19 protein-coding genes are annotated in these 16,953 nt (G+C 63.0%); 12 read left to right on the top strand and 7 right to left on the bottom strand.

The window, feature by feature from the left end:
• Positions 1-5 precede the first annotated feature (5 nt).
• The 4 genes from pdxH (at position 6) to ACZYTC_RS13880 (ending at position 3,386) form a co-directional block, all read left to right on the top strand.
• The gene (gene pdxH / locus ACZYTC_RS13895) at positions 6-656 is read left to right on the top strand and encodes a pyridoxamine 5'-phosphate oxidase (protein ID WP_434955508.1); all 651 of its coding nucleotides are present in this window, start codon (positions 6-8) and stop codon (positions 654-656) included.
• Between the two features lie 160 nt (positions 657-816).
• The gene (locus ACZYTC_RS13890; protein WP_434955509.1) at positions 817-1,569 is read left to right on the top strand and encodes an SDR family NAD(P)-dependent oxidoreductase; all 753 of its coding nucleotides are present in this window, start codon (positions 817-819) and stop codon (positions 1,567-1,569) included.
• A gap of 148 nt (positions 1,570-1,717) precedes the next feature.
• The gene (fabI, locus tag ACZYTC_RS13885; protein WP_068284574.1) at positions 1,718-2,536 is read left to right on the top strand and encodes an enoyl-ACP reductase FabI; all 819 of its coding nucleotides are present in this window, start codon (positions 1,718-1,720) and stop codon (positions 2,534-2,536) included.
• Positions 2,537-2,804: 268 nt separating this feature from the next.
• A complete protein-coding gene (locus tag ACZYTC_RS13880; protein ID WP_434955510.1) occupies positions 2,805-3,386 on the top strand; it encodes a histidine phosphatase family protein in 582 nt (193 codons plus the stop codon).
• A 328-nt stretch (positions 3,387-3,714) separates the two neighbouring features.
• Here ACZYTC_RS13880 and ACZYTC_RS13875 read toward each other — a convergent pair whose 3' ends face one another.
• The gene (locus tag ACZYTC_RS13875; RefSeq protein ID WP_488989827.1) at positions 3,715-4,017 is read right to left on the bottom strand and encodes a PsiF family protein; all 303 of its coding nucleotides are present in this window, start codon (positions 4,015-4,017) and stop codon (positions 3,715-3,717) included.
• 283 nt (positions 4,018-4,300) lie between these two features.
• Here ACZYTC_RS13875 and aroC point away from each other — a divergent pair, with 283 nt between their 5' ends.
• On the top strand, positions 4,301-5,416 hold the full coding sequence (gene aroC, locus ACZYTC_RS13870) for a chorismate synthase (protein ID WP_488989826.1): 1,116 nt from the start codon (positions 4,301-4,303) through the stop codon (positions 5,414-5,416).
• 168 nt (positions 5,417-5,584) lie between these two features.
• On the opposite strand, the gene ACZYTC_RS13865 is transcribed toward aroC, so the two are convergent.
• Positions 5,585-6,526, bottom strand: a complete 942-nt coding sequence (locus tag ACZYTC_RS13865; protein WP_441774512.1) for a DnaJ C-terminal domain-containing protein — start codon at positions 6,524-6,526, stop codon at positions 5,585-5,587.
• A gap of 280 nt (positions 6,527-6,806) precedes the next feature.
• Here ACZYTC_RS13865 and ACZYTC_RS13860 point away from each other — a divergent pair, with 280 nt between their 5' ends.
• Together ACZYTC_RS13860 and ACZYTC_RS13855 are read left to right on the top strand one after the other, a co-directional pair.
• The gene (locus ACZYTC_RS13860; RefSeq protein ID WP_434955514.1) at positions 6,807-7,520 is read left to right on the top strand and encodes an HAD family hydrolase; all 714 of its coding nucleotides are present in this window, start codon (positions 6,807-6,809) and stop codon (positions 7,518-7,520) included.
• A complete protein-coding gene (locus tag ACZYTC_RS13855; protein WP_434955515.1) occupies positions 7,520-8,404 on the top strand; it encodes a DUF1499 domain-containing protein in 885 nt (294 codons plus the stop codon). Before ACZYTC_RS13860 ends, ACZYTC_RS13855 begins: the two co-directional genes overlap by 1 nt.
• On the opposite strand, the gene ACZYTC_RS13850 is transcribed toward ACZYTC_RS13855, so the two are convergent.
• The gene (locus ACZYTC_RS13850) at positions 8,389-9,297 is read right to left on the bottom strand and encodes an MBL fold metallo-hydrolase (RefSeq protein WP_441774509.1); all 909 of its coding nucleotides are present in this window, start codon (positions 9,295-9,297) and stop codon (positions 8,389-8,391) included. The genes ACZYTC_RS13855 and ACZYTC_RS13850 overlap by 16 nt on opposite strands.
• A 162-nt stretch (positions 9,298-9,459) precedes the next feature.
• Here ACZYTC_RS13850 and ACZYTC_RS13845 point away from each other — a divergent pair, with 162 nt between their 5' ends.
• On the top strand, positions 9,460-9,672 hold the full coding sequence (locus ACZYTC_RS13845) for a cold-shock protein (RefSeq protein WP_068284736.1): 213 nt from the start codon (positions 9,460-9,462) through the stop codon (positions 9,670-9,672).
• A 64-nt stretch (positions 9,673-9,736) separates the two neighbouring features.
• Complete coding sequence (locus tag ACZYTC_RS13840; RefSeq protein ID WP_488989825.1) at positions 9,737-10,366, top strand: glutathione S-transferase; 630 nt, start codon at positions 9,737-9,739, stop codon at positions 10,364-10,366.
• A gap of 200 nt (positions 10,367-10,566) precedes the next feature.
• On the opposite strand, the gene ACZYTC_RS13835 is transcribed toward ACZYTC_RS13840, so the two are convergent.
• Positions 10,567-11,262 (bottom strand): helix-turn-helix transcriptional regulator, encoded by a 696-nt coding sequence (locus ACZYTC_RS13835; protein ID WP_434955518.1) that lies wholly within the window; start codon positions 11,260-11,262, stop codon positions 10,567-10,569.
• A 114-nt stretch (positions 11,263-11,376) separates the two neighbouring features.
• Here ACZYTC_RS13835 and ACZYTC_RS13830 point away from each other — a divergent pair, with 114 nt between their 5' ends.
• Positions 11,377-12,273 carry a DMT family transporter gene (locus ACZYTC_RS13830; RefSeq protein ID WP_488989824.1) on the top strand — a complete coding sequence of 299 codons (897 nt, stop codon included), beginning with the start codon at positions 11,377-11,379 and terminating at the stop codon, positions 12,271-12,273.
• Between the two features lie 66 nt (positions 12,274-12,339).
• Here ACZYTC_RS13830 and ACZYTC_RS13825 read toward each other — a convergent pair whose 3' ends face one another.
• From ACZYTC_RS13825 to ACZYTC_RS13815, 3 genes are all read right to left on the bottom strand, one after another.
• Positions 12,340-12,975 carry an outer membrane protein gene (locus ACZYTC_RS13825; RefSeq protein WP_434955520.1) on the bottom strand — a complete coding sequence of 212 codons (636 nt, stop codon included), beginning with the start codon at positions 12,973-12,975 and terminating at the stop codon, positions 12,340-12,342.
• Positions 12,976-13,252: 277 nt separating this feature from the next.
• Positions 13,253-13,723, bottom strand: coding sequence for a hypothetical protein (locus ACZYTC_RS13820; RefSeq protein ID WP_434955521.1), 471 nt, complete (start codon positions 13,721-13,723; stop codon positions 13,253-13,255).
• A gap of 81 nt (positions 13,724-13,804) precedes the next feature.
• Positions 13,805-14,050, bottom strand: coding sequence for a hypothetical protein (locus ACZYTC_RS13815; protein ID WP_434955522.1), 246 nt, complete (start codon positions 14,048-14,050; stop codon positions 13,805-13,807).
• Between the two features lie 27 nt (positions 14,051-14,077).
• Between ACZYTC_RS13815 and ACZYTC_RS13810 the strand changes: the two genes are divergently transcribed.
• Entirely contained in the window at positions 14,078-14,830 is a 753-nt protein-coding gene (locus tag ACZYTC_RS13810) for an SDR family oxidoreductase (RefSeq protein ID WP_488989823.1), read from the top strand.
• A 102-nt stretch (positions 14,831-14,932) separates the two neighbouring features.
• Entirely contained in the window at positions 14,933-16,909 is a 1,977-nt protein-coding gene (gene uvrC / locus ACZYTC_RS13805; protein WP_488989822.1) for an excinuclease ABC subunit UvrC, read from the top strand.
• Positions 16,910-16,953 lie beyond the last annotated feature (44 nt).

The following is a 16,953-nucleotide window of genomic DNA, read 5'->3' as shown; positions in this document are numbered from 1 at the left end:
CCCCAATGACCATGACGTTAGGTAATCCTGGCACGGGCGAGTTAACGCCGGGTGACTCGGCTGGCTTCCTCGGCGCGTCCGAACCGTTTTTGTTGTTCGCGCAATGGCTGGCGGAAGCGGAGAAATCCGAGCCGAACGACCCCAACGCGATGGCGCTCGCCACGGTGGATCCGGAAGGCCTGCCGGACGTGCGCATGGTGTTGCTCAAGGGCCTCGATGACAAGGGTTTCGTCTTCTATACCAACACACAGAGCGCCAAGGGCACGGAATTGGGCGGCACGCCCAAGGCCGCCTTGCTGTTTCATTGGAAGAGCCTGCGCCGGCAGGTGAGGGTGCGTGGGCCGGTCGAGCGCGTCACCGATGCGGAGGCGGACGCCTACTTCGTCACGCGCCCGCGTGGCAGCCGAATCGGCGCCTGGGCGTCGCAGCAGTCGCGGCCACTCGAAGGGCGCTTCGCCCTTGAAAAGGCCGTGGCGACCTATACGGCCAAATTCGCCATCGGCGAGATCCCGCGTCCTCCCCATTGGACCGGTTTCCGCATCCTGCCGGTGCAGATCGAATTCTGGCACGACAGGCCGTTCCGATTGCATGACCGCCTGGTTTTCCGGCGTGCCGAGAGCCAAGGCGGCTGGCGGCGCGAGCAGCTCTATCCCTGACAAGGGCGCGCGCCCATTTGGAGCAACGGCCTCTGGGGTTGTAATTGGGCCCGACTCGGCTGTCGCGGCGATCCGCCACCCTATTTCATTTGGGCGTCGTGATATCTATGTCTTCTGGCATGGCTCCTTGGAGCCGCCTCTTTTTCGATCGGTATCCGTCATGGCAAGCAGTTCCGCCCAGCATCCGCAGCGCGCGATGATTCTCACCGGCGCCTCCCGGGGGATCGGGCATGCGACCGTCAAGCGCTTTTCAGCGGCAGGCTGGCGGGTCATCACCTGCTCCCGCCACGCTTTTCCCGAGGAATGTCCCTGGGAGGCAGGCCCGGAGGATCACATCCAGGTCGATCTCGCCGATCCGGCCAATACCGAGGAAGCGATCGAGGAGATCAAGCGCCGTCTCGACGGCACCGGCCTGCATGCGCTGGTCAACAACGCGGCGATTTCGCCAAAGGGCAAGAGCGGCTCGCGCCTGAGCAGCATCGAGACCGGGCTTTCGGATTGGCAATGGGTGTTCCAGGTCAATTTTTTCGCGCCGATCATGCTGGCGCGCGGGCTGATCCAAGAGCTCGAACAGGTCAAGGGCTCGGTGGTGAACGTCACCTCGATTGCCGGCGCACGCGTTCATCCCTTTGCCGGTGCCGCCTATTCGACCTCCAAGGCCGCCCTGGCTGCCTTGACCCGTGAGATGGCCTCGGACTTTGCGCCGCGCGGTATCAGGGTCAATGCGATCGCGCCTGGCGAAATCGATACCTCGATCCTTTCGCCCGGTACCGAAAAGATCGTCGCTCAGATTCCGATGCGGCGCCTCGGTACACCCGATGAAGTGGCCAAGACCATCTACTTCCTCTGCACGGATCAGAGCTCCTATGTGAACGGGGCCGAGATCGCCATCAATGGTGGCCAGCATGTGTGAAGGCGGTATTCCGGGAACGATAAGGCGGCTGCCGACGCTTTCGGCGTAACAGGGACGGTCTATTCCTCAACAAATAGACCTATCGCCCCTTCCCCCCTGCGCAGCCTTCCGTTATTCATGCCGTTCCTTTCGAATAGGCAGTTGCGGAATGACAGCAAGTGGATTGATGGCCGGCAAGCGCGGCCTCATCATGGGTGTGGCGAATAATCGATCGATCGCCTGGGGCATCGCCAAGGCGTGCAGGCAGCATGGCGCCGAGCTGGCCTTCACCTATCAGGGGGATGCCCTGAAGAAGCGCGTCGAGCCATTGGCTGCCGAACTCGATGCCCTGGTCGTCGGCCATTGCGACGTCACCGACGGGGCCAGCATCGATGCCGTGTTCGCCGAAGTCGCTGCCAAATGGGGCAAGCTCGATTTCATCGTTCACGCCATCGCCTTTTCGGACAAGGACCAGCTCGACGGCCGCTATCTCGAGACGACCGAAGAGAACTTCACCAAGACGATGCTGATCTCCTGCTATTCGCTCACCTCGGTCGCTCAGCGCGCCGAGAAGCTGATGACGGATGGCGGCTCGATCCTGACGCTGACCTATTATGGCGCCGAGAAGTGGATGCCGCACTATAACGTCATGGGCGTGGCCAAGGCCGCTCTCGAGGCGAGCGTGCGCTATCTCGCCGCCGATCTCGGCGAGAAAGCGATTCGGGTGAACGCCATCTCCGCCGGTCCGATCAAGACTTTGGCCGCTTCCGGCATCGGGGATTTCCGCTACATCCTGAAGTGGAACGAATATAACGCGCCGCTACGCCGCACCGTCACCATCGAGGAGGTGGGCGAAGCAGGAGCATATCTGCTATCCGACATGTCGCGCGGCGTTACCGGCGAAGTGCATCATGTCGATGCCGGCTACCATGTGGTCGGCATGAAGAATCCGACCTCGCCCGACATCACGCTCGCCGGCAAGGACTGAGCGCGAGGGCAGGCCTTGGAGCGCCGGTCCAGCAGCCGCTGACAGGCCGGACAGCACGAAACGAGGTGGGCGTTCGCCGATGGCGTGATGCCCGTCCGAGCGGATTCTTCTTGATCGAGCCGTGTGCTCGATCAAGAAGAATCCGCAAGCTCTCAAACACTTGCGAGCTTCTCGGTGTTACCCATTCGAGGGCGACATCTGGAAGCTCTGCTTGGGGAGGCAGGACGGCCTCCCGTCTGATTCATGCGTCCAAAGCAGGAGTAAGCCCGTGGCGCCCACACTTTACTTCATGCGCCACGGCGAGACCGATTGGAACGCCGAAGCGCGCCTGCAAGGCCAGCAGGACATTCCCCTCAACCAGGTCGGACGCAAGCAGGCCACCGAGGCCGGCCACAAGCTTGCCGAGGTCCTGCCGGCGCCGGATGGTCTGCCCTGGCTGGTCAGCCCGCTCGGGCGCACCCGCGAGACGGCGGAACTGGCACGCAAGGCGATCGGCCTGCCACCGCAGCGCTACACCACCGATGACCGTCTCAAGGAACTGACCTTCGGCGATTGGGAAGGCCGGACCTGGGCCGAACTGCGCTCGGTGGATCGCAACATGGTGAAGGCGCGGACTGCCGACAAATGGGCCTATGTCCCGCCGCGCGGCGAGAGCTACGCCATGCTGCATGACCGCATCGCACTCTGGCTCAAGACTGTGACCCAGGATCTCGTGGTGGTCAGCCATGGCGGCGTTGCCCGCGTGCTGATGGTGCTGCTGGCGGGAAAAGCCAGCGGTCAGGCCGCCGAGGAGCCGATCTGGCAGGGCAAGCTTCTGGTCTTCCGCAACAAATCGGCTGAATGGGTCTAGGGGCAATTGCTCACCCCCTGGTCATCCCGTGCGCGATGCAGCATGGAATGCTGCTTCGCAGTCAGACCAAACCTCGGTTTGGTCCGGGGACCGCGCTGAGAATGAGCCTCGGCTGGCTTACGATCCCGGATCTGCGCCGCATCACTACGTGCTGCAGCGCGTCTGGAATGACCCACGTGAGCAATTACGTCTAAGATATTTCCCGAAAAAACGGGCTGGCCAGAGCCGCCGAAGCAGATAACCGGCTTCGGCGGTCGTGGTCGTCAGGCCCGGCGAGGCTTGCCGGCCTCGTCGAGCAGAGGCCGCTCGCAGCGGCAGCAGATTCGGGTCAGGTGGCCGGGCCGCCCTTGTGCTTGCAGCTTTCGCGGAATTTCTTGCGGGGTTTGCCTTTCAGTCCCTGCTTGTCGGCGGCATCGGAGCACGCCTTGGAAATCGCCGCCTTCTTGCTGGCATCGAGCGAGGGTTTCTTGGCCTTCGGGGTCGTCGGCGCAGTGGCGGGCGCCATCTGCTCGGTCGGAGCGGTCGTTGCCGGTGGTGAAGCTTGAGGAGTGGTCTGCGCCGAGGCTGCGCCAACGCCTAAGGAAAGTGCCAATGCAATTGCCGGAAGCAGGCCAAAACGACGTAGGTTCATGGTATTTCCTCCAGTATATTCGATCTTGATAGCGATTTCGATATCCAGACCGACTCAGACATGGAACCGCGAGATGGCCGAATTTTGACCTTCGTTTGAGAATTCGGCGGCGCTACCTGATCGAATCCTAATTCGATCCCGGATAATGCCTTGTCTATTCTGATCGATCGGAGCCGCGGCAAGCCAAAGCTGGGCAGACGTTTAGCGCTGGGCGAGCGGCCGAAATTGAGTTTTGGTACGAATGCTGTAGAAGGCGCCCATCACCCGTTCCCTGCGAGTTCTCATGTCCTTCAACAGCTTCGGCCATCTCTTCCGCGTCACCACCTATGGCGAGAGTCACGGCGTGGCGCTGGGCTGCGTGATCGATGGCTGTCCGCCGCGCCTGCCGATCAGCGAGGCGATGATCCAGGGCTTCCTGGATCGCCGCAAGCCGGGGCAGAGCCGCTTCACCACCCAGCGCCGCGAGCCGGATAGCGTGCGTATCCTTTCGGGCGTGATGGCCGACGAAGCGAGTGGGCTGTTGCTGACCACGGGAACCCCGATCCACCTGATGATCGAGAATGTCGATCAGCGCTCCAAGGATTATGGGGAGATCAAGGACAAGTATCGCCCCGGCCATGCGGATTATGCCTATGACGTCAAATATGGCATCCGTGACTATCGCGGCGGCGGGCGGTCCTCGGCACGCGAGACGGCGGCCCGCGTGGCGGCCGGGGCGGTGGCCCGGCAGGTCCTGCCGGGCGTGAGCGTTCGGGGGGCGCTCGTGCAGATGGGGCCGCACAAGATCGATCGCAACCGCTGGGACTGGGAGGCGGTGAACGCCAATCCGTTCTTCTGTCCGGATCCGGTCGCGGCCGCCTTCTTCGAGGACTATCTCGATGGCGTGCGCAAGGCGGGCTCCTCGATCGGCGCCGTGATCGAGGTGGTGGCCGAAGGGGTGCAGCCCGGCCTCGGCGCCCCGATCTACGGCAAGCTCGATTCGGATCTTGCCGCGGCCATGATGAGCATCAATGCAGTCAAGGGCGTGGAGATCGGGGACGGTTTCGCCGCAGCCGAACTCGGAGGCGAGGCGAATGCCGACGAGATGCGCATGGGCAATGACGGAAGGCCGCTATTCCTGTCCAATCATGCCGGCGGCATTCTCGGCGGCATCTCCACCGGCCAGCCCGTGGTGGTGCGCTTCGCGGTGAAGCCGACCTCCTCCATCCTGCAGGAGCGCCGTACGGTGGATCGCTATGGCCGCGACACCGATATCATCACCAAGGGGCGTCACGACCCCTGTGTCGGTATCCGGGCCGTACCGGTGGGAGAGGCGATGATGGCCTGCGTGCTCGCTGACCATGTCCTGCGTCATCAGGGGCAGGTCGGCACGCCGCTGGCCTGGCCGTTCGAGAAATAAGGGGCGGGCCTTCAGACCCGCCTATAGCAAAACGCGTTCAGGCGTGAACGCTTATTGCTCTAACTCTTTGTTCTGGCGCGTCTTTGCGATTCGAGGTGATTCCGTCTAATCGCAAAACGCTCTGGACACGTACCGCCCGATGGCGGGTCTGAAGACCCGCTCCTTGATTCATCGCCCGATATCGTAACCCTTGTCGCGCAGCTTCACGAGAGCGGCCTCGAGTTCGGGATCGATCTTGCCGGGCATGATGATCCTGGGCTGTACGATGAGGTCGCCGGGGCCGTCCTTGGCCTGCACGCCCTTGCCCTTGAGGCGGAAGGAGCGCAGCCCCGTGGTGCCGGCGGGCAAAGTAAGATCGACGGAGCCGTCCAGCGTCGGTACGCGCACCTTGGCGCCGAGCGCTGCCTCATAGACGGTCACGTTGACGTCGACACGCACGTTCCTGCCATCGGCGCGGAACGTATCGTGCGGCGCCACGGCCACCGTGATCAGCGCATCGCCGGGTTCGCCGCCGAACGGGCTGGGCTCGCCCTGGCCCCTGAGGCGGATGGTCTTGCCAGGAGCGATGCCGGCCGGAATGGAGGCGTCCACCATGCGGCCTGGCCCGAGCTCGACCCGTGTCTTGCCGCCCAGCGCCCAGACCGTGAAGGGAATCTGGCCGGTGACCTGGATGTCGTCGCCGCGGGGCGCCGAACCACGCGAACTGCCGCCGCGCTGGGCGCGTCCGCCGAACATCTCGCTGAGAATATCGTCGAAACCGCCGGCAAAACCTCCGCCGGTGCTGCTACTACTACCGCCCCGACCGCCACCAAAATTGAACTCGAAGCCGCCGGTATCGCGCCCAAATCCACCACCGGAGCCGCCCGCGGCCTCGAAGCCCTGGAAGCGCGGCTTGCCCTCGGCGTCGATCTCGCCACGGTCGAACTGGGCCCGCTTCTTCTCGTCACCGACGATTTCATAAGCGCTATTGACCTCGGCGAACTTCGCCGCGGCCTTGGCATCCTTGTTCTGATCGGGGTGGTACTGCTTGGCGAGCTTCCGGAAGGCCTTCTTGATCTCAGCCAAGCTTGCCGTCTTGGAAACGCCAAGGACGCTATAGGGGTCACGCATGTTTCAAAATCTCTCCCGCCGGCCCCCTCATGGGCAGCCTGCCACCGTGGCACGAAGCCCACGCGTGCGTGGAACATGGGATTTGGCGCGAGATTCCGCAATATGTTCGCGCTGCGAAATCTCTGGAAGGCGGCGATTTCGGCCCATACGTCGAGCATGCGACGTTCGGGTACTGGTTTGACGCATCATAGCCGATTTCTGGCTCCTGCGTGAATTCGGTATGCCACGCCGACCAAATTCCTTATGGAGGGCGAGAAAGGGCTGTAGACTGGGATTCGACATGCCGATACGCGCTATACTCTTCGACAAGGACGGGACCCTGGTCGACTTCCACCTCACCTGGAGCGCCGCCGCCTATGCTGCCATGCAGCGCCTGAGTGGTGGCGACCCCGAGAAGATGGCGAAGCTGGTCGAGATCAACGATTACGACCTGGAGAGCCACCGCATTCTGCCGCATTCGGTGCTGGTGGCTGAATCTTCGGCCGATTATGGCGTCGCCTGGGCCGAGGTGCTCGGGGAGGTCGCCGATACGGCCTTCTTTGAGCAGATGGACCGTATCTTCATCGAAGAAGGCCTGAAACACGTCACGCCGATCGGGGACCCGCCCTGGCTGTTGTCCACCCTGAAGAGCCGGGGCTACCTCCTGGGCATCTGCACCAATGACTCCGAAGCGGGCGCCCGTGCCCACTGCGAGAAGCTCGGCCTGATGCCCTGGCTCGACGCCGTACTTGGCTATGATTCAGGCCATGGCCGCAAGCCGGAGCCGGGCCCGGTGCTCGGCTTTGCCGGGGCTTTCGGGGTCGCGCCTCGGGAAATCGCCCTGGTCGGCGATTCCACCCATGACCTGCATGCCGTCAAGGCAGCCGGAGGCACAGCCATCGCCGTACTCAGCGGCTTCGCGCAGCGGGAGGAATTGGCGCCGCATGCCGATCATGTCATCGAGAGCGTGATGGACCTGCCCGATCTCCTGCAGTCGCTGGCGGGCGCGCCCTGATGCTGCGGCGTCCGGCGCCTCCGCCGATCGGCTGGGCCCGTGTCGCGCAGAGTTTGGCGGTCTTTGCCTTCGAGGTCGTGCTGATTTCGCTGGTTCTGATGCGCTTTCATCTCGCCCCGCTCAAGGCTGGTTTTGCCGCCTTGTGCGCGGGACTGCTGGCGGCCTGCGCCGCCTTGCTCTGCGCCGTGATCGCCTTCCAGGTGATCTGGCGCAAGGGCGAGAGGGGCTTCGGCCGGGCCTTCAGCGCTTTCCTGCTCGCCATCCTGCTGCTGGGCCCTGCGGCGATTGCCGCCAGTCTCGCTCTCAGCGTGCCTGACATCGTCGATGTCAGCACCGATCCCGACGATCCGCCGCCTTTGGCCCATGCCGCCCGCACGCGCGCTGGCGATGCCAATTCGACCGCCTACGCGGTGGGGCTTGCAGCCTATCAGCGCAAAGCCTTGCCGCAGATCCAATCGATTCTCCTCGATGTCCCGCCGGATGATATTCGCAAAATTGCGCTTCGCCTGATGCGGGACAGGCGCTGGCAGATCGTGGGCGATCTGCGCTTTGGCGAGATGGCTGCGCGCATTCGCTTGCCGGACAGCATCCGCGAGGATGGCGATTCCGCGGACTCCGACACGGCCGGAGGCGCGCCCACAGGATCGGCCGCCACGCAAAGGCGCTTTAGCGATCGCATCGAGGCGATCGCCTCATCCACGCTTCTGGGTACCACCGATGACATCGCCCTGCGCATCCGGGGCGAGGGCGGCAAGACGCGCATCGACATGCGCTCGGCGGCTCGCTACGGCTCCTACGATTTCGGTGCCAACGCCAAGCATGTGCAGAGTTTCATGGCCGAATTGCGCGATCGAGCTCTGACGCCGGATCAGGCCAGCCAGTAATGGCCCGCCATGGAAGGAGCCCCTTCGGTGACGACCTTGCCGCGCTGGACCAGGTCTTCGAGATGGGCGAACAGGTTGAGGGCCGCCGCTCCCTGTAGCCCGGCCGGCAGTCCCGCATAGACCCTGGCGGTCAATGGCGTGATCGGCGTGGGGCCGTCTCCCAGGGCCTGGAGGATCGAGGCCTCACGCATGCGGCGGTGCTGGATCATGGCGCGCACGAAACGCTGGGGCTGCTCGACCGGCCCGCCATGACCGGGAAAGTAGCGTGCCTCCGGCCTGCCGATGAGCTTCTCCAGCGAGGCCATGTAGTCGCCCATCGAGCCATCGGGCGGGGCGACGATGCTGGTGGACCAGGCCATGACATGGTCGCCCGACAACAGCACCTTGTCCGCCTCCAGCGAAAATGCGAGATGGTTGGCGCAGTGACCGGGGGTCGCCACCGCCGTCAACGGCCAGTCCGGCGGCCCGAACCGATCGCCCTCGGCCAGAACCACGTCGGGATGGAAGGCGAGGTCGCCGGCGGCGTCGAGCAGATTGACCTCGCCTTCATGCAGGGGCCGGGCGCTGCGATGCGGGCCGGCGCCATGAGTGGGTGCGCCGGTGGCCGATACCAGTGCCGGCACGGCCGGCGAGTGGTCGCGGTGGGTATGCGTGACGGCAATCGCCACCACTTCCTCGCCGCGCACCGCCGACAGCAGGGCAGCGACATGGCCGGGATCGTCCGGGCCGGGATCGATGATGGCAACCTTGCCGCGTCCGACGATATAGGAACAGGTGCCGGTGAAGGTGAAGGCTCCGCCATTGGGAGCCACGATACGGCGGACACCCGGCGACAATTCCTCGAGGACACCCGGCAATGGCGCGGCGCGATTATAGGGGATGTCTTCGCTCATATGGATTTCCAGTATCGATAAATTTTGTGCGGCGCGGCAAGGGTCGATCGCCCGTGGGGTTCATATCGCCTCTTGCGTACAAACGTCCTTTGGATGAAACTCATTTCGCACTGGTGTGGAATGGATCTGGTCATCCGGCCAGATCGGGACTGGGAGCGTAAGATGGCGCAGAGCGGCACCGTCAAGTTCTTCAACACCCAAAAAGGCTATGGCTTCATAACGCCTGACGATGGTGGACGCGACATCTTTGTTCACATCACCGCAGTCGAAAGTTCCGGTCTGGGTACATTGTCGGAAGGCCAGAAGATCTCCTTCGATGTCGAACCCGACAAGAAGGGCAAGGGACCGAAGGCCGTTAATCTGGTGAAGGCCTGACTGCTATTTCCGCACTAGCGGCTGAAATGCGGTAATGGATGGACGAGCGCTCGCAGGAGCGCTCATGATTCCAGCACTGGATCTCGGCTCCGCCATGCAATTGCGCTCCTCGCCCCCGTCGCCCTTTGGGCGGAAAGTCAAGATTGCCGCGCACTATCTCGGCTTGCTCGACAGCATCACCGTGGTTCCTGCGGATACCAATGACCCGCAGGACAGCCTGCGCGGGCAGAATCCGCTCGGCAAGATCCCGGTACTGATCCTGGAAGACGGGACCATTCTCTACGACAGCCGGGTCATTCTCGATTATCTCGACCACCTCGCAGGGGGTGGGCGCATCGTGCCGCATGGGGCGGGGCGCTATGAGGTGCTGACGCGTCAGGCCTTGGCGGACGGCATCATGGATGCCTCATTGCTCCAGGTCTATGAGGCGAGGATCCGTCCCGAAGACCAGCGCAGCGCCAAATGGCTCGACATCCAGGCCGGCAAGGTTGCGCGCGGCCTGGCCGCGTTCGAGGCGCGGGCAGGGGCCTTCGATCCGGCGCTGGATGCGGGAAGCATCGCGCTGGCCTGTGCGCTCGGCTATCTCGATTTGCGCTTCGCCGGAACCTGGCGGCAGCATTTTCCCAAGCTGCAGGCCTGGCTGGCTGCCTTCGAGGCGAAAATCCCGGCCTTCGGTCTGACACGCCCGGAATAATATCAGGTCTCGAAGATGTCGATGCATCCGAGATTTGAGCACCTCGCGATTTTCGACACCAAATCAAAGATTTGGCGAAAATCGCGAGGCGGAACCATGAGTCATTGTCAATGCCTCATGGCATAAGGCCGTTGGCCTTGAGCGGTGGTTGTCGCCTCCGCCCGGTCATGTCGTTGCTGTTCGTCTGAAAGCTTGGGGCGCTAGCGCTGCGGCGCCTCTTCACGCTGGCGTGCTTCCCAGGCCGCGCGCAAGGCCGCGCTTTCGCCTTCGAAGCGTTCCTGCGTGACCTCGCACCGGCGGATGCGGTCGGCCCGGAAGCTGCGGAAGTCCCGACGTAATTCGCACCAGGCGACGACATGCATCACCTCGACATAATAGACCATGGCGATCGGGCGAATGATGCGTCGGCTTTCCCGCCCCTGGGCGTCGGCATAATGCAGCAACAATTTGCGTTCGTCGCGAATGGCCAGGCGAATGGCGGAAAGATCGACGCTGACCGGCTCGGGATGGATCCATTGCGGCACGAAGAGACGGGTCTTGTCGATGGGCTCGCGATTGGCAATCGGCAGGACGCTGGCGATTTTGGCTCGGATCGAGCCCGCCGCCGTCTTGAGCGCGCGGTCGTCGGTGCGTTCCAGCAGGCCAAGGGCAACCACCAGGGCTTCGACTTCCTCGATCGATAGCATCAGCGGTGGCAGGTCATAGCCCGAGCGCATGACATAGCCGATGCCGGCTTCGCCATAGATGGGCACCGACAGGGCCTGAAGCGACGCGATATCGCGATAGATGGTGCGCTTTGCGACTTCGAGCTGCGCGGCGATCGCCTCGGCCGTCACCGGCTTCTTGGCAACGCGCAGGAGCTGGATGATCTCGAACAGGCGTGTGGTGCGGCGCATGGGAGACAAGCCGTTAATCGCGGTCTCCGCAGAGACTGCTGACAGATTCATGTCAGCAAGGTTCTGCTTCAATGTGCATCTGTCAATCGGTATCCAGCCATATCGGAGATTGCGATGTCCATCGAGGAAAGCATGCCGGCCGCATTCTCCCCGCGCCATTTCGGCGTGGTGCTGGTGACGGCCTCCGCCATCCTGTGGAGTACGGCCGGCTATTTCACTCGGGCGGTGCCGCTCGACATCGCTGCCTTGCTGTTCTGGCGGGGCCTGTTCGGCGCAGCCACCAGCCTGGCCTTCATCCTGGCTCTAGAGGGGCGTAATACCTGGCGCAGCTTCAGGGCGATGGGATGGATCGGGCTGGGCTTCTGCCTGCTGTCGAGCCTGGGCATGGCCTGCTTCGTCGCGTCGCTGCGGCTTACCAACGTGGCTCATGTTTCGATCATCTATGCCACGGTGCCATTTGCGGCGGCCGGGTTGGCCTGGCTGGTGATGCGCGAGCGGGTTTCCGCCGCCGTGCTGGTCGCCAGCCTGTTGGCCGTTGCCGGCGTGGCGATGACCGTGGTTGGCGGTGGCGGGCAGGGGAGCCTGATCGGCGATGCCCTGGCGCTTGCGATGACGGTGCTGGTTGCCGCTTTCGTGGTGATGCGGCGGCGCTTTCCCGACGTACCATTGGTGCCGGCCGCCTGCCTGTCGGCGCTGGTGCCGTCGCTGATCAGCGCGCCCCTGATGTCGAGCTGGCCGGCCGATGGCCAGCAGGTTGCCATGCTGGTGGCCTTTGGCGTGAGCAATATGGGGCTCGCCCTGGTCTGCTTCACCATAGGTGCGAAATTCATTCCAGCTGCACAGACGGCGCTGATCGGCGCGCTGGAAACGCCGCTTGCTCCCCTCTGGGTCTGGCTTGCTTTCGGAGAAGCGCCGGGAATGGCGGCCTTGGCTGGCGGTGGCGTGGTTCTCCTGGCTGTGGTGGGCAGCATGATCTGGGAAGGCCGGACATCCCTGGCCAAAGCTGGATAGCGGCGCCCGAACGAAAAAGGCCCGGCGCTGTGCCGGGCCTCTTCGGAGCGCTGTCTTCCGAACGGATCAGAAGTGATAGTTCACGCCCAGCTTGATGTCGCTGCCGCCATAACCGGCCTTGACGATACCGCTGCGGATGTCGAAGTCATCCTTGCCATAACTGGTGTAGTTGTACTCAGCCCGGACCGAAACCTCCGGGGTTACGCGATATTCAGCACCGAAGCCGGCGGTCCAGCCGACCTGCCACTGCGAATCCTTGGCACCAAAGCGGTTGATCTCGACATCGCCGAAGGCGAGACCGGCCTTGATGTAAGGCAGGAAGTCGCCCATGGCATAGCCGAGGCGGGGCGTGATCGAGCCGTTGAAGCCGTAGGTACCCTTATGGCCATCATATTTGTCGGTGATGTCCGCATAGTTCAGCGAACCTTCGAGACCGACCACGATCGGATCGTACTGCATGTTGTAGCCGGCCTGGACACCGCCGGTGAAGCCGCTGGCCTCGTTCAGGCGGACGCCGCGATTGGCGTCGAAGTCACCGGAAAAGCCGTAGCCGAGATTGATACCGGCATAGAAGCCCGTCCAAGTCACGTTGGAAGCCGGAGCCTGATAGGCCGGCGCGGGCTCCTGATACTGCGGAATGTCGGCCGCAAAGGCGGACCCGGTGATCAGCGTCGCTGCTGTGGCGAGAAGAAGCTTTTTCATCGTGAACTCCTGGAACTCATACACGCGATGACGCCGGTATCCCCAACCCATCGAACAATCATGCGACCGTGTTACGTGAAGACTATTAAGAGAAGGTTGCCTGATGGGTTTATTAAGTAGATTTAACAAGGCAATATTATGGCAACGATTTCAATTGTATTTGAAATAATTTGTTAACCATGATGTATGTTCTGTAAATTGCCTTAACGTAATTCTATGATTATTATGGTTAACAAGAAATTGATATTGTGAATTCTAGCGCGGCTCAGATGGTTTGTCATTTCCAGCCAGCGGCATAAGGCGCGGGTGCATTGGCAAAATCGGAGTGAACCGAACCCAAATCATAGTTGAACGCCGTTGCCCGGGCTGACCAGCGATTATATTGCACGCCGCCGCAGGCCAGATCATCGCCTCGGCCCGAGGTGAGGCCGGGCAGGAGGCACAGGCTCGTCGGGCGCGCATTGCTGCGCAGGGGCGGACGGTTCTTGCTGTTCTCGCCCAGGGAATCGATCGGGATGGAGCCGACGATGTCGATGTCGTCTTGTCCAGCCGTCGGGCGCGCTGGCTTGACGGCAGCCTGCGGGATGACACCCGCCAGCACCGGTGCCTTGGTCACGGCAATGAAGCGACCGGTCCACACCAGCGAAAGCGCGGAGGGCGCCCCGGGCACGGTTTCGCCGGCCTGCGCCACTCCGGTGAGGGGCTGCCAGGCCAGGATCGCGCAAGTGAGGAAAGTGACCTTCAGCATCGTGTCCCAGTGTTGCCTGTTCCGGTGCCAAAGCGTTTTGCGACTTGATGGAGTCACCACGAATCGCAAACACGCGTCAAACTAAAGAGCCAGAGCAAAAAAGCGTTCCGCCGTGAACGCATTTTGCTCCGGTGCCAGCACGGGCCAGCCCGTCACTTGAACAATGCCCAGAGGTTGTTCGACGTTAACGCTGGGCAGCAATCTGCCCGCATCGTAAACGCAGTATGAAGACAGGCCGACCGACGGAATGGAGAAAATGGTGGAAAAAGTACAAGCGTTTTTCGATTTGCCGGGATCGGCAAGAATCGCAAAGACGCGTCGAACCAATGAGCTAGACCAAACGAGCGTTCAGTCATGAACGCGCTTTGCTCTAGGGCGCAATGCGCCTTGGTGACGGGCGCTGCCAAGCGTATCGGTCGGAGCATCGCGCTTGGTCTGGCGCAGGGCGGATATCATGTCGCGCTCCATTGCAATCGCTCGCGTGCGGAAGCGGAGGGGGTGGCGGCCCAAATAGCGGCCATGGGCCGCAGGACCTGCATCGTCGTCGGTGATCTGACCGCGGGAGACAAGGTGAGCGCGATCGTCGAGCAGGCGCGCGCTGGCATCGGCACCCTCGACCTGTTGGTGAATTCGGCCTCGATGTTCGAACCGGACAGCGTCGGCAGCCTCCAGGCACAGATCTGGAACCGGCAATTCGCCGTCAACGCCCAGGCCCCGATCTTTCTCGCCCAGGCTTTTGCGGCTCAGGTCGATCCGCACGCTTATGACCCGTCCATCGTCAACCTGATCGACCAGCGCGTGCTGCATCCCCGGCCTGATTATGTTTCCTATTATCTCAGCAAATCCGTGCTGCATGTCGCCACGCAGACCCTGGCCCAGGCCCTGGCACCGCATATCCGCGTCAATGGCATCGGTCCCGGCCCGACCATGCAGGCCGCCTCTCAGACACCCGAGGAATTCGCCGCCGAGGCGGCCGGCACGCCACTCGGCCACGGCAGCGCCGTGGAGGATATCGTGGAGGCCGTGCTCTACCTCGCCCGGGCCCGCAGCGTCAGCGGCCAGATGATCGCCGTCGACGGCGGCCAGCATCTGGCATGGGCTGAGTAGTCCGAGCGGGAATAGCCCGGGTGCGCCAGGGATTGGGGGCAATTTCACCAGTGTTCTGCGTGCCCTCTCGTCAGCGTGCCTCCCGCGTCCTATTTATCAGCCATGACCGACTCGCCCGATCTTGCCGAAACCGAGGAAGCCTCCTCCTCCGTCGACTTTGCCTTCGACGAAAAAGCCGTGCCGTCCTCGCTGCGGGCGGGGACCGCGGTCATCCATGCCTTCTGGAAGACGCTGCCCAATGCCCCGGGCGTCTATCGCATGATCGATGCGGAGGGCACGGTGCTCTATGTCGGCAAGGCGCATTCGCTCAAGAAGCGGGTGTCGAGCTATGCCCGCGGCATCGCGCCGACCGCTCGCATCGCCCGCATGATCGCCGAGACGGCGGCGATGGAATTCGTCACGACCCAGACGGAAACCGAAGCCCTGCTGCTCGAGATCAATCTGATCAAGAGCCTGAAGCCGCGCTTCAACGTGCTGCTGCGCGACGACAAGTCCTTTCCCTATATCCTGCTGACGGGCGACCATCCGGCGCCGCAACTGACCAAGCATCGCGGCGCGCGCACGCGCAAGGGCGATTATTTCGGCCCCTTCGCCAGCGTTCTGGCCGTCAACCGCACCATGAATGCGCTGGAGCGCGCCTTTCTCATTCGCTCCTGCACGGATTCGGTGTTCTCGACCCGTACGCGCCCTTGCCTGCTGCACCAGATCAAGCGCTGCTCCGCGCCTTGCACCGGCGAGGTCTCGATCGAGGACTATGCCGGCCTGGTGGGCGAGGCGCGCGCCTTCCTGACCGGCAAGTCCAAGGCCATCAAGGAGGCGATGGCCCGTGAGATGGAACAGGCCGCCGAGACCTTGGAGTTCGAGCGAGCCGCCCGCTATCGCGACAGGCTCGCGGCGCTTTCGGCCATTCAGTCGACCCAGGGCATCAATCCGCGCTCGATCGAGGAGGCGGACGTCTTTGCCGTGCACGAGCAGGCCGGCCAGTTCTGCATCGAGGTGTTCTTCTTCCGCACCGGCCAGAACTGGGGCAATCGCGCCTATTTCCCCAAGGCCGACCGCACGTTGAGCGAGGCCGAAGTGCTCGATGCCTTCCTCGGCCAATTCTATGACGATAAGCCCGCCCCCAGGCTCGTCCTGCTCTCGCATGAGGTCGAGGGCGGCGAGATCCTCCAGCAGGCGCTTTCCCTGCGTGCCGGCCATCGCATCGAGATCGCGACGCCCAAGAGGGGTGAGAAGCGCGACCTCGTCGAGCACGCCCTTACAAATGCCCGGGAGGCCCTCGGGCGGCGTCTGGCCGAATCCTCCTCGCAGCTCAAGCTGCTGGAAGGCGTTGCCGAAGCCTTTAGCCTCGAGGAGGCGCCACGCCGCATCGAGGTCTATGACAACTCTCACATCATGGGCACCAACGCCGTCGGCGGCATGGTCGTGGCGGGGCGCGAGGGCTTTGCCAAGACGCATTATCGCAAGTTCAATATCAAATCGACGGAGATCACACCGGGCGACGACTACGGCATGATGCGCGAAGTGCTGCAACGGCGCTTTTCCCGCCTGATCAAGGAGGCGCCTAAAGACGACATTGCGGAGCCGAAAGAGGGGACGGAACCGGACGATGTAGCGATGCCATCCTGGCCGGATCTCGTCCTGATCGACGGCGGTGCCGGCCAGATGCAGGTCGCCCGCGAGGTCTTTGCCGATCTTGGCGTCGAGGATGTCGCGCTGGTCGGTGTCGCCAAGGGGGTCGATCGCGATGCCGGCCGTGAGACCTTCATCGTTGAAGGCAAGTCGCCCTTCAAGCTCGCCCCACGCGATCCCGTGCTCTATTTCGTGCAGCGTCTGCGTGACGAAGCCCACCGCTTCGCCATCGGCGCCCATCGCCAGAAACGTTCCAAATCCATGAAGGAGGGGGGCCTGCGGGAAATCGGCGGCATCGGCCCACAGCGCAAACGCGCATTGCTGCGGCATTTCGGCACTCTCAAGGCGATCGAACGCGCCTCGATGGCCGATCTCGAAGGCTGTCCAGGCATCGATCAGGCGACCGCCCGCAAAGTCTATGACTTCTTTCACGAGAAGGCCTCCTGAACTTTCGCCTCATCCCTTAATGCCGGTTGACGGCGCGGCCCGCG

The organism is Labrys sp. F242, assembly GCF_057813875.1.
The sequence above is the reverse complement of the archived record's forward strand: the minus strand, read 5'-3'. Positions and strand labels throughout refer to the sequence as shown.

Bases quoted from the DNA above. Each gene is read 5' to 3' on its own strand.
- pdxH (WP_434955508.1), top strand. From the start codon at position 6: ATGACCATGACGTTAGGTAATCCTGGCACGGGCGAGTTAACGCCGGGT.
- ACZYTC_RS13890 (WP_434955509.1), top strand. From the start codon at position 817: ATGGCAAGCAGTTCCGCCCAGCATCCGCAGCGCGCGATGATTCTCACC.
- fabI (WP_068284574.1), top strand. From the start codon at position 1,718: ATGACAGCAAGTGGATTGATGGCCGGCAAGCGCGGCCTCATCATGGGT.
- ACZYTC_RS13875 (WP_488989827.1), bottom strand. From the start codon at position 4,017: ATGAACCTACGTCGTTTTGGCCTGCTTCCGGCAATTGCATTGGCACTT.
- aroC (WP_488989826.1), top strand. From the start codon at position 4,301: ATGTCCTTCAACAGCTTCGGCCATCTCTTCCGCGTCACCACCTATGGC.
- ACZYTC_RS13865 (WP_441774512.1), bottom strand. From the start codon at position 6,526: ATGCGTGACCCCTATAGCGTCCTTGGCGTTTCCAAGACGGCAAGCTTG.
- ACZYTC_RS13860 (WP_434955514.1), top strand. From the start codon at position 6,807: ATGCCGATACGCGCTATACTCTTCGACAAGGACGGGACCCTGGTCGAC.
- ACZYTC_RS13855 (WP_434955515.1), top strand. From the start codon at position 7,520: ATGCTGCGGCGTCCGGCGCCTCCGCCGATCGGCTGGGCCCGTGTCGCG.
- ACZYTC_RS13850 (WP_441774509.1), bottom strand. From the start codon at position 9,297: ATGAGCGAAGACATCCCCTATAATCGCGCCGCGCCATTGCCGGGTGTC.
- ACZYTC_RS13845 (WP_068284736.1), top strand. From the start codon at position 9,460: ATGGCGCAGAGCGGCACCGTCAAGTTCTTCAACACCCAAAAAGGCTAT.
- ACZYTC_RS13840 (WP_488989825.1), top strand. From the start codon at position 9,737: ATGATTCCAGCACTGGATCTCGGCTCCGCCATGCAATTGCGCTCCTCG.
- ACZYTC_RS13835 (WP_434955518.1), bottom strand. From the start codon at position 11,262: ATGCGCCGCACCACACGCCTGTTCGAGATCATCCAGCTCCTGCGCGTT.
- ACZYTC_RS13830 (WP_488989824.1), top strand. From the start codon at position 11,377: ATGTCCATCGAGGAAAGCATGCCGGCCGCATTCTCCCCGCGCCATTTC.
- ACZYTC_RS13825 (WP_434955520.1), bottom strand. From the start codon at position 12,975: ATGAAAAAGCTTCTTCTCGCCACAGCAGCGACGCTGATCACCGGGTCC.
- ACZYTC_RS13820 (WP_434955521.1), bottom strand. From the start codon at position 13,723: ATGCTGAAGGTCACTTTCCTCACTTGCGCGATCCTGGCCTGGCAGCCC.
- ACZYTC_RS13810 (WP_488989823.1), top strand. From the start codon at position 14,078: ATGAACGCGCTTTGCTCTAGGGCGCAATGCGCCTTGGTGACGGGCGCT.
- uvrC (WP_488989822.1), top strand. From the start codon at position 14,933: ATGACCGACTCGCCCGATCTTGCCGAAACCGAGGAAGCCTCCTCCTCC.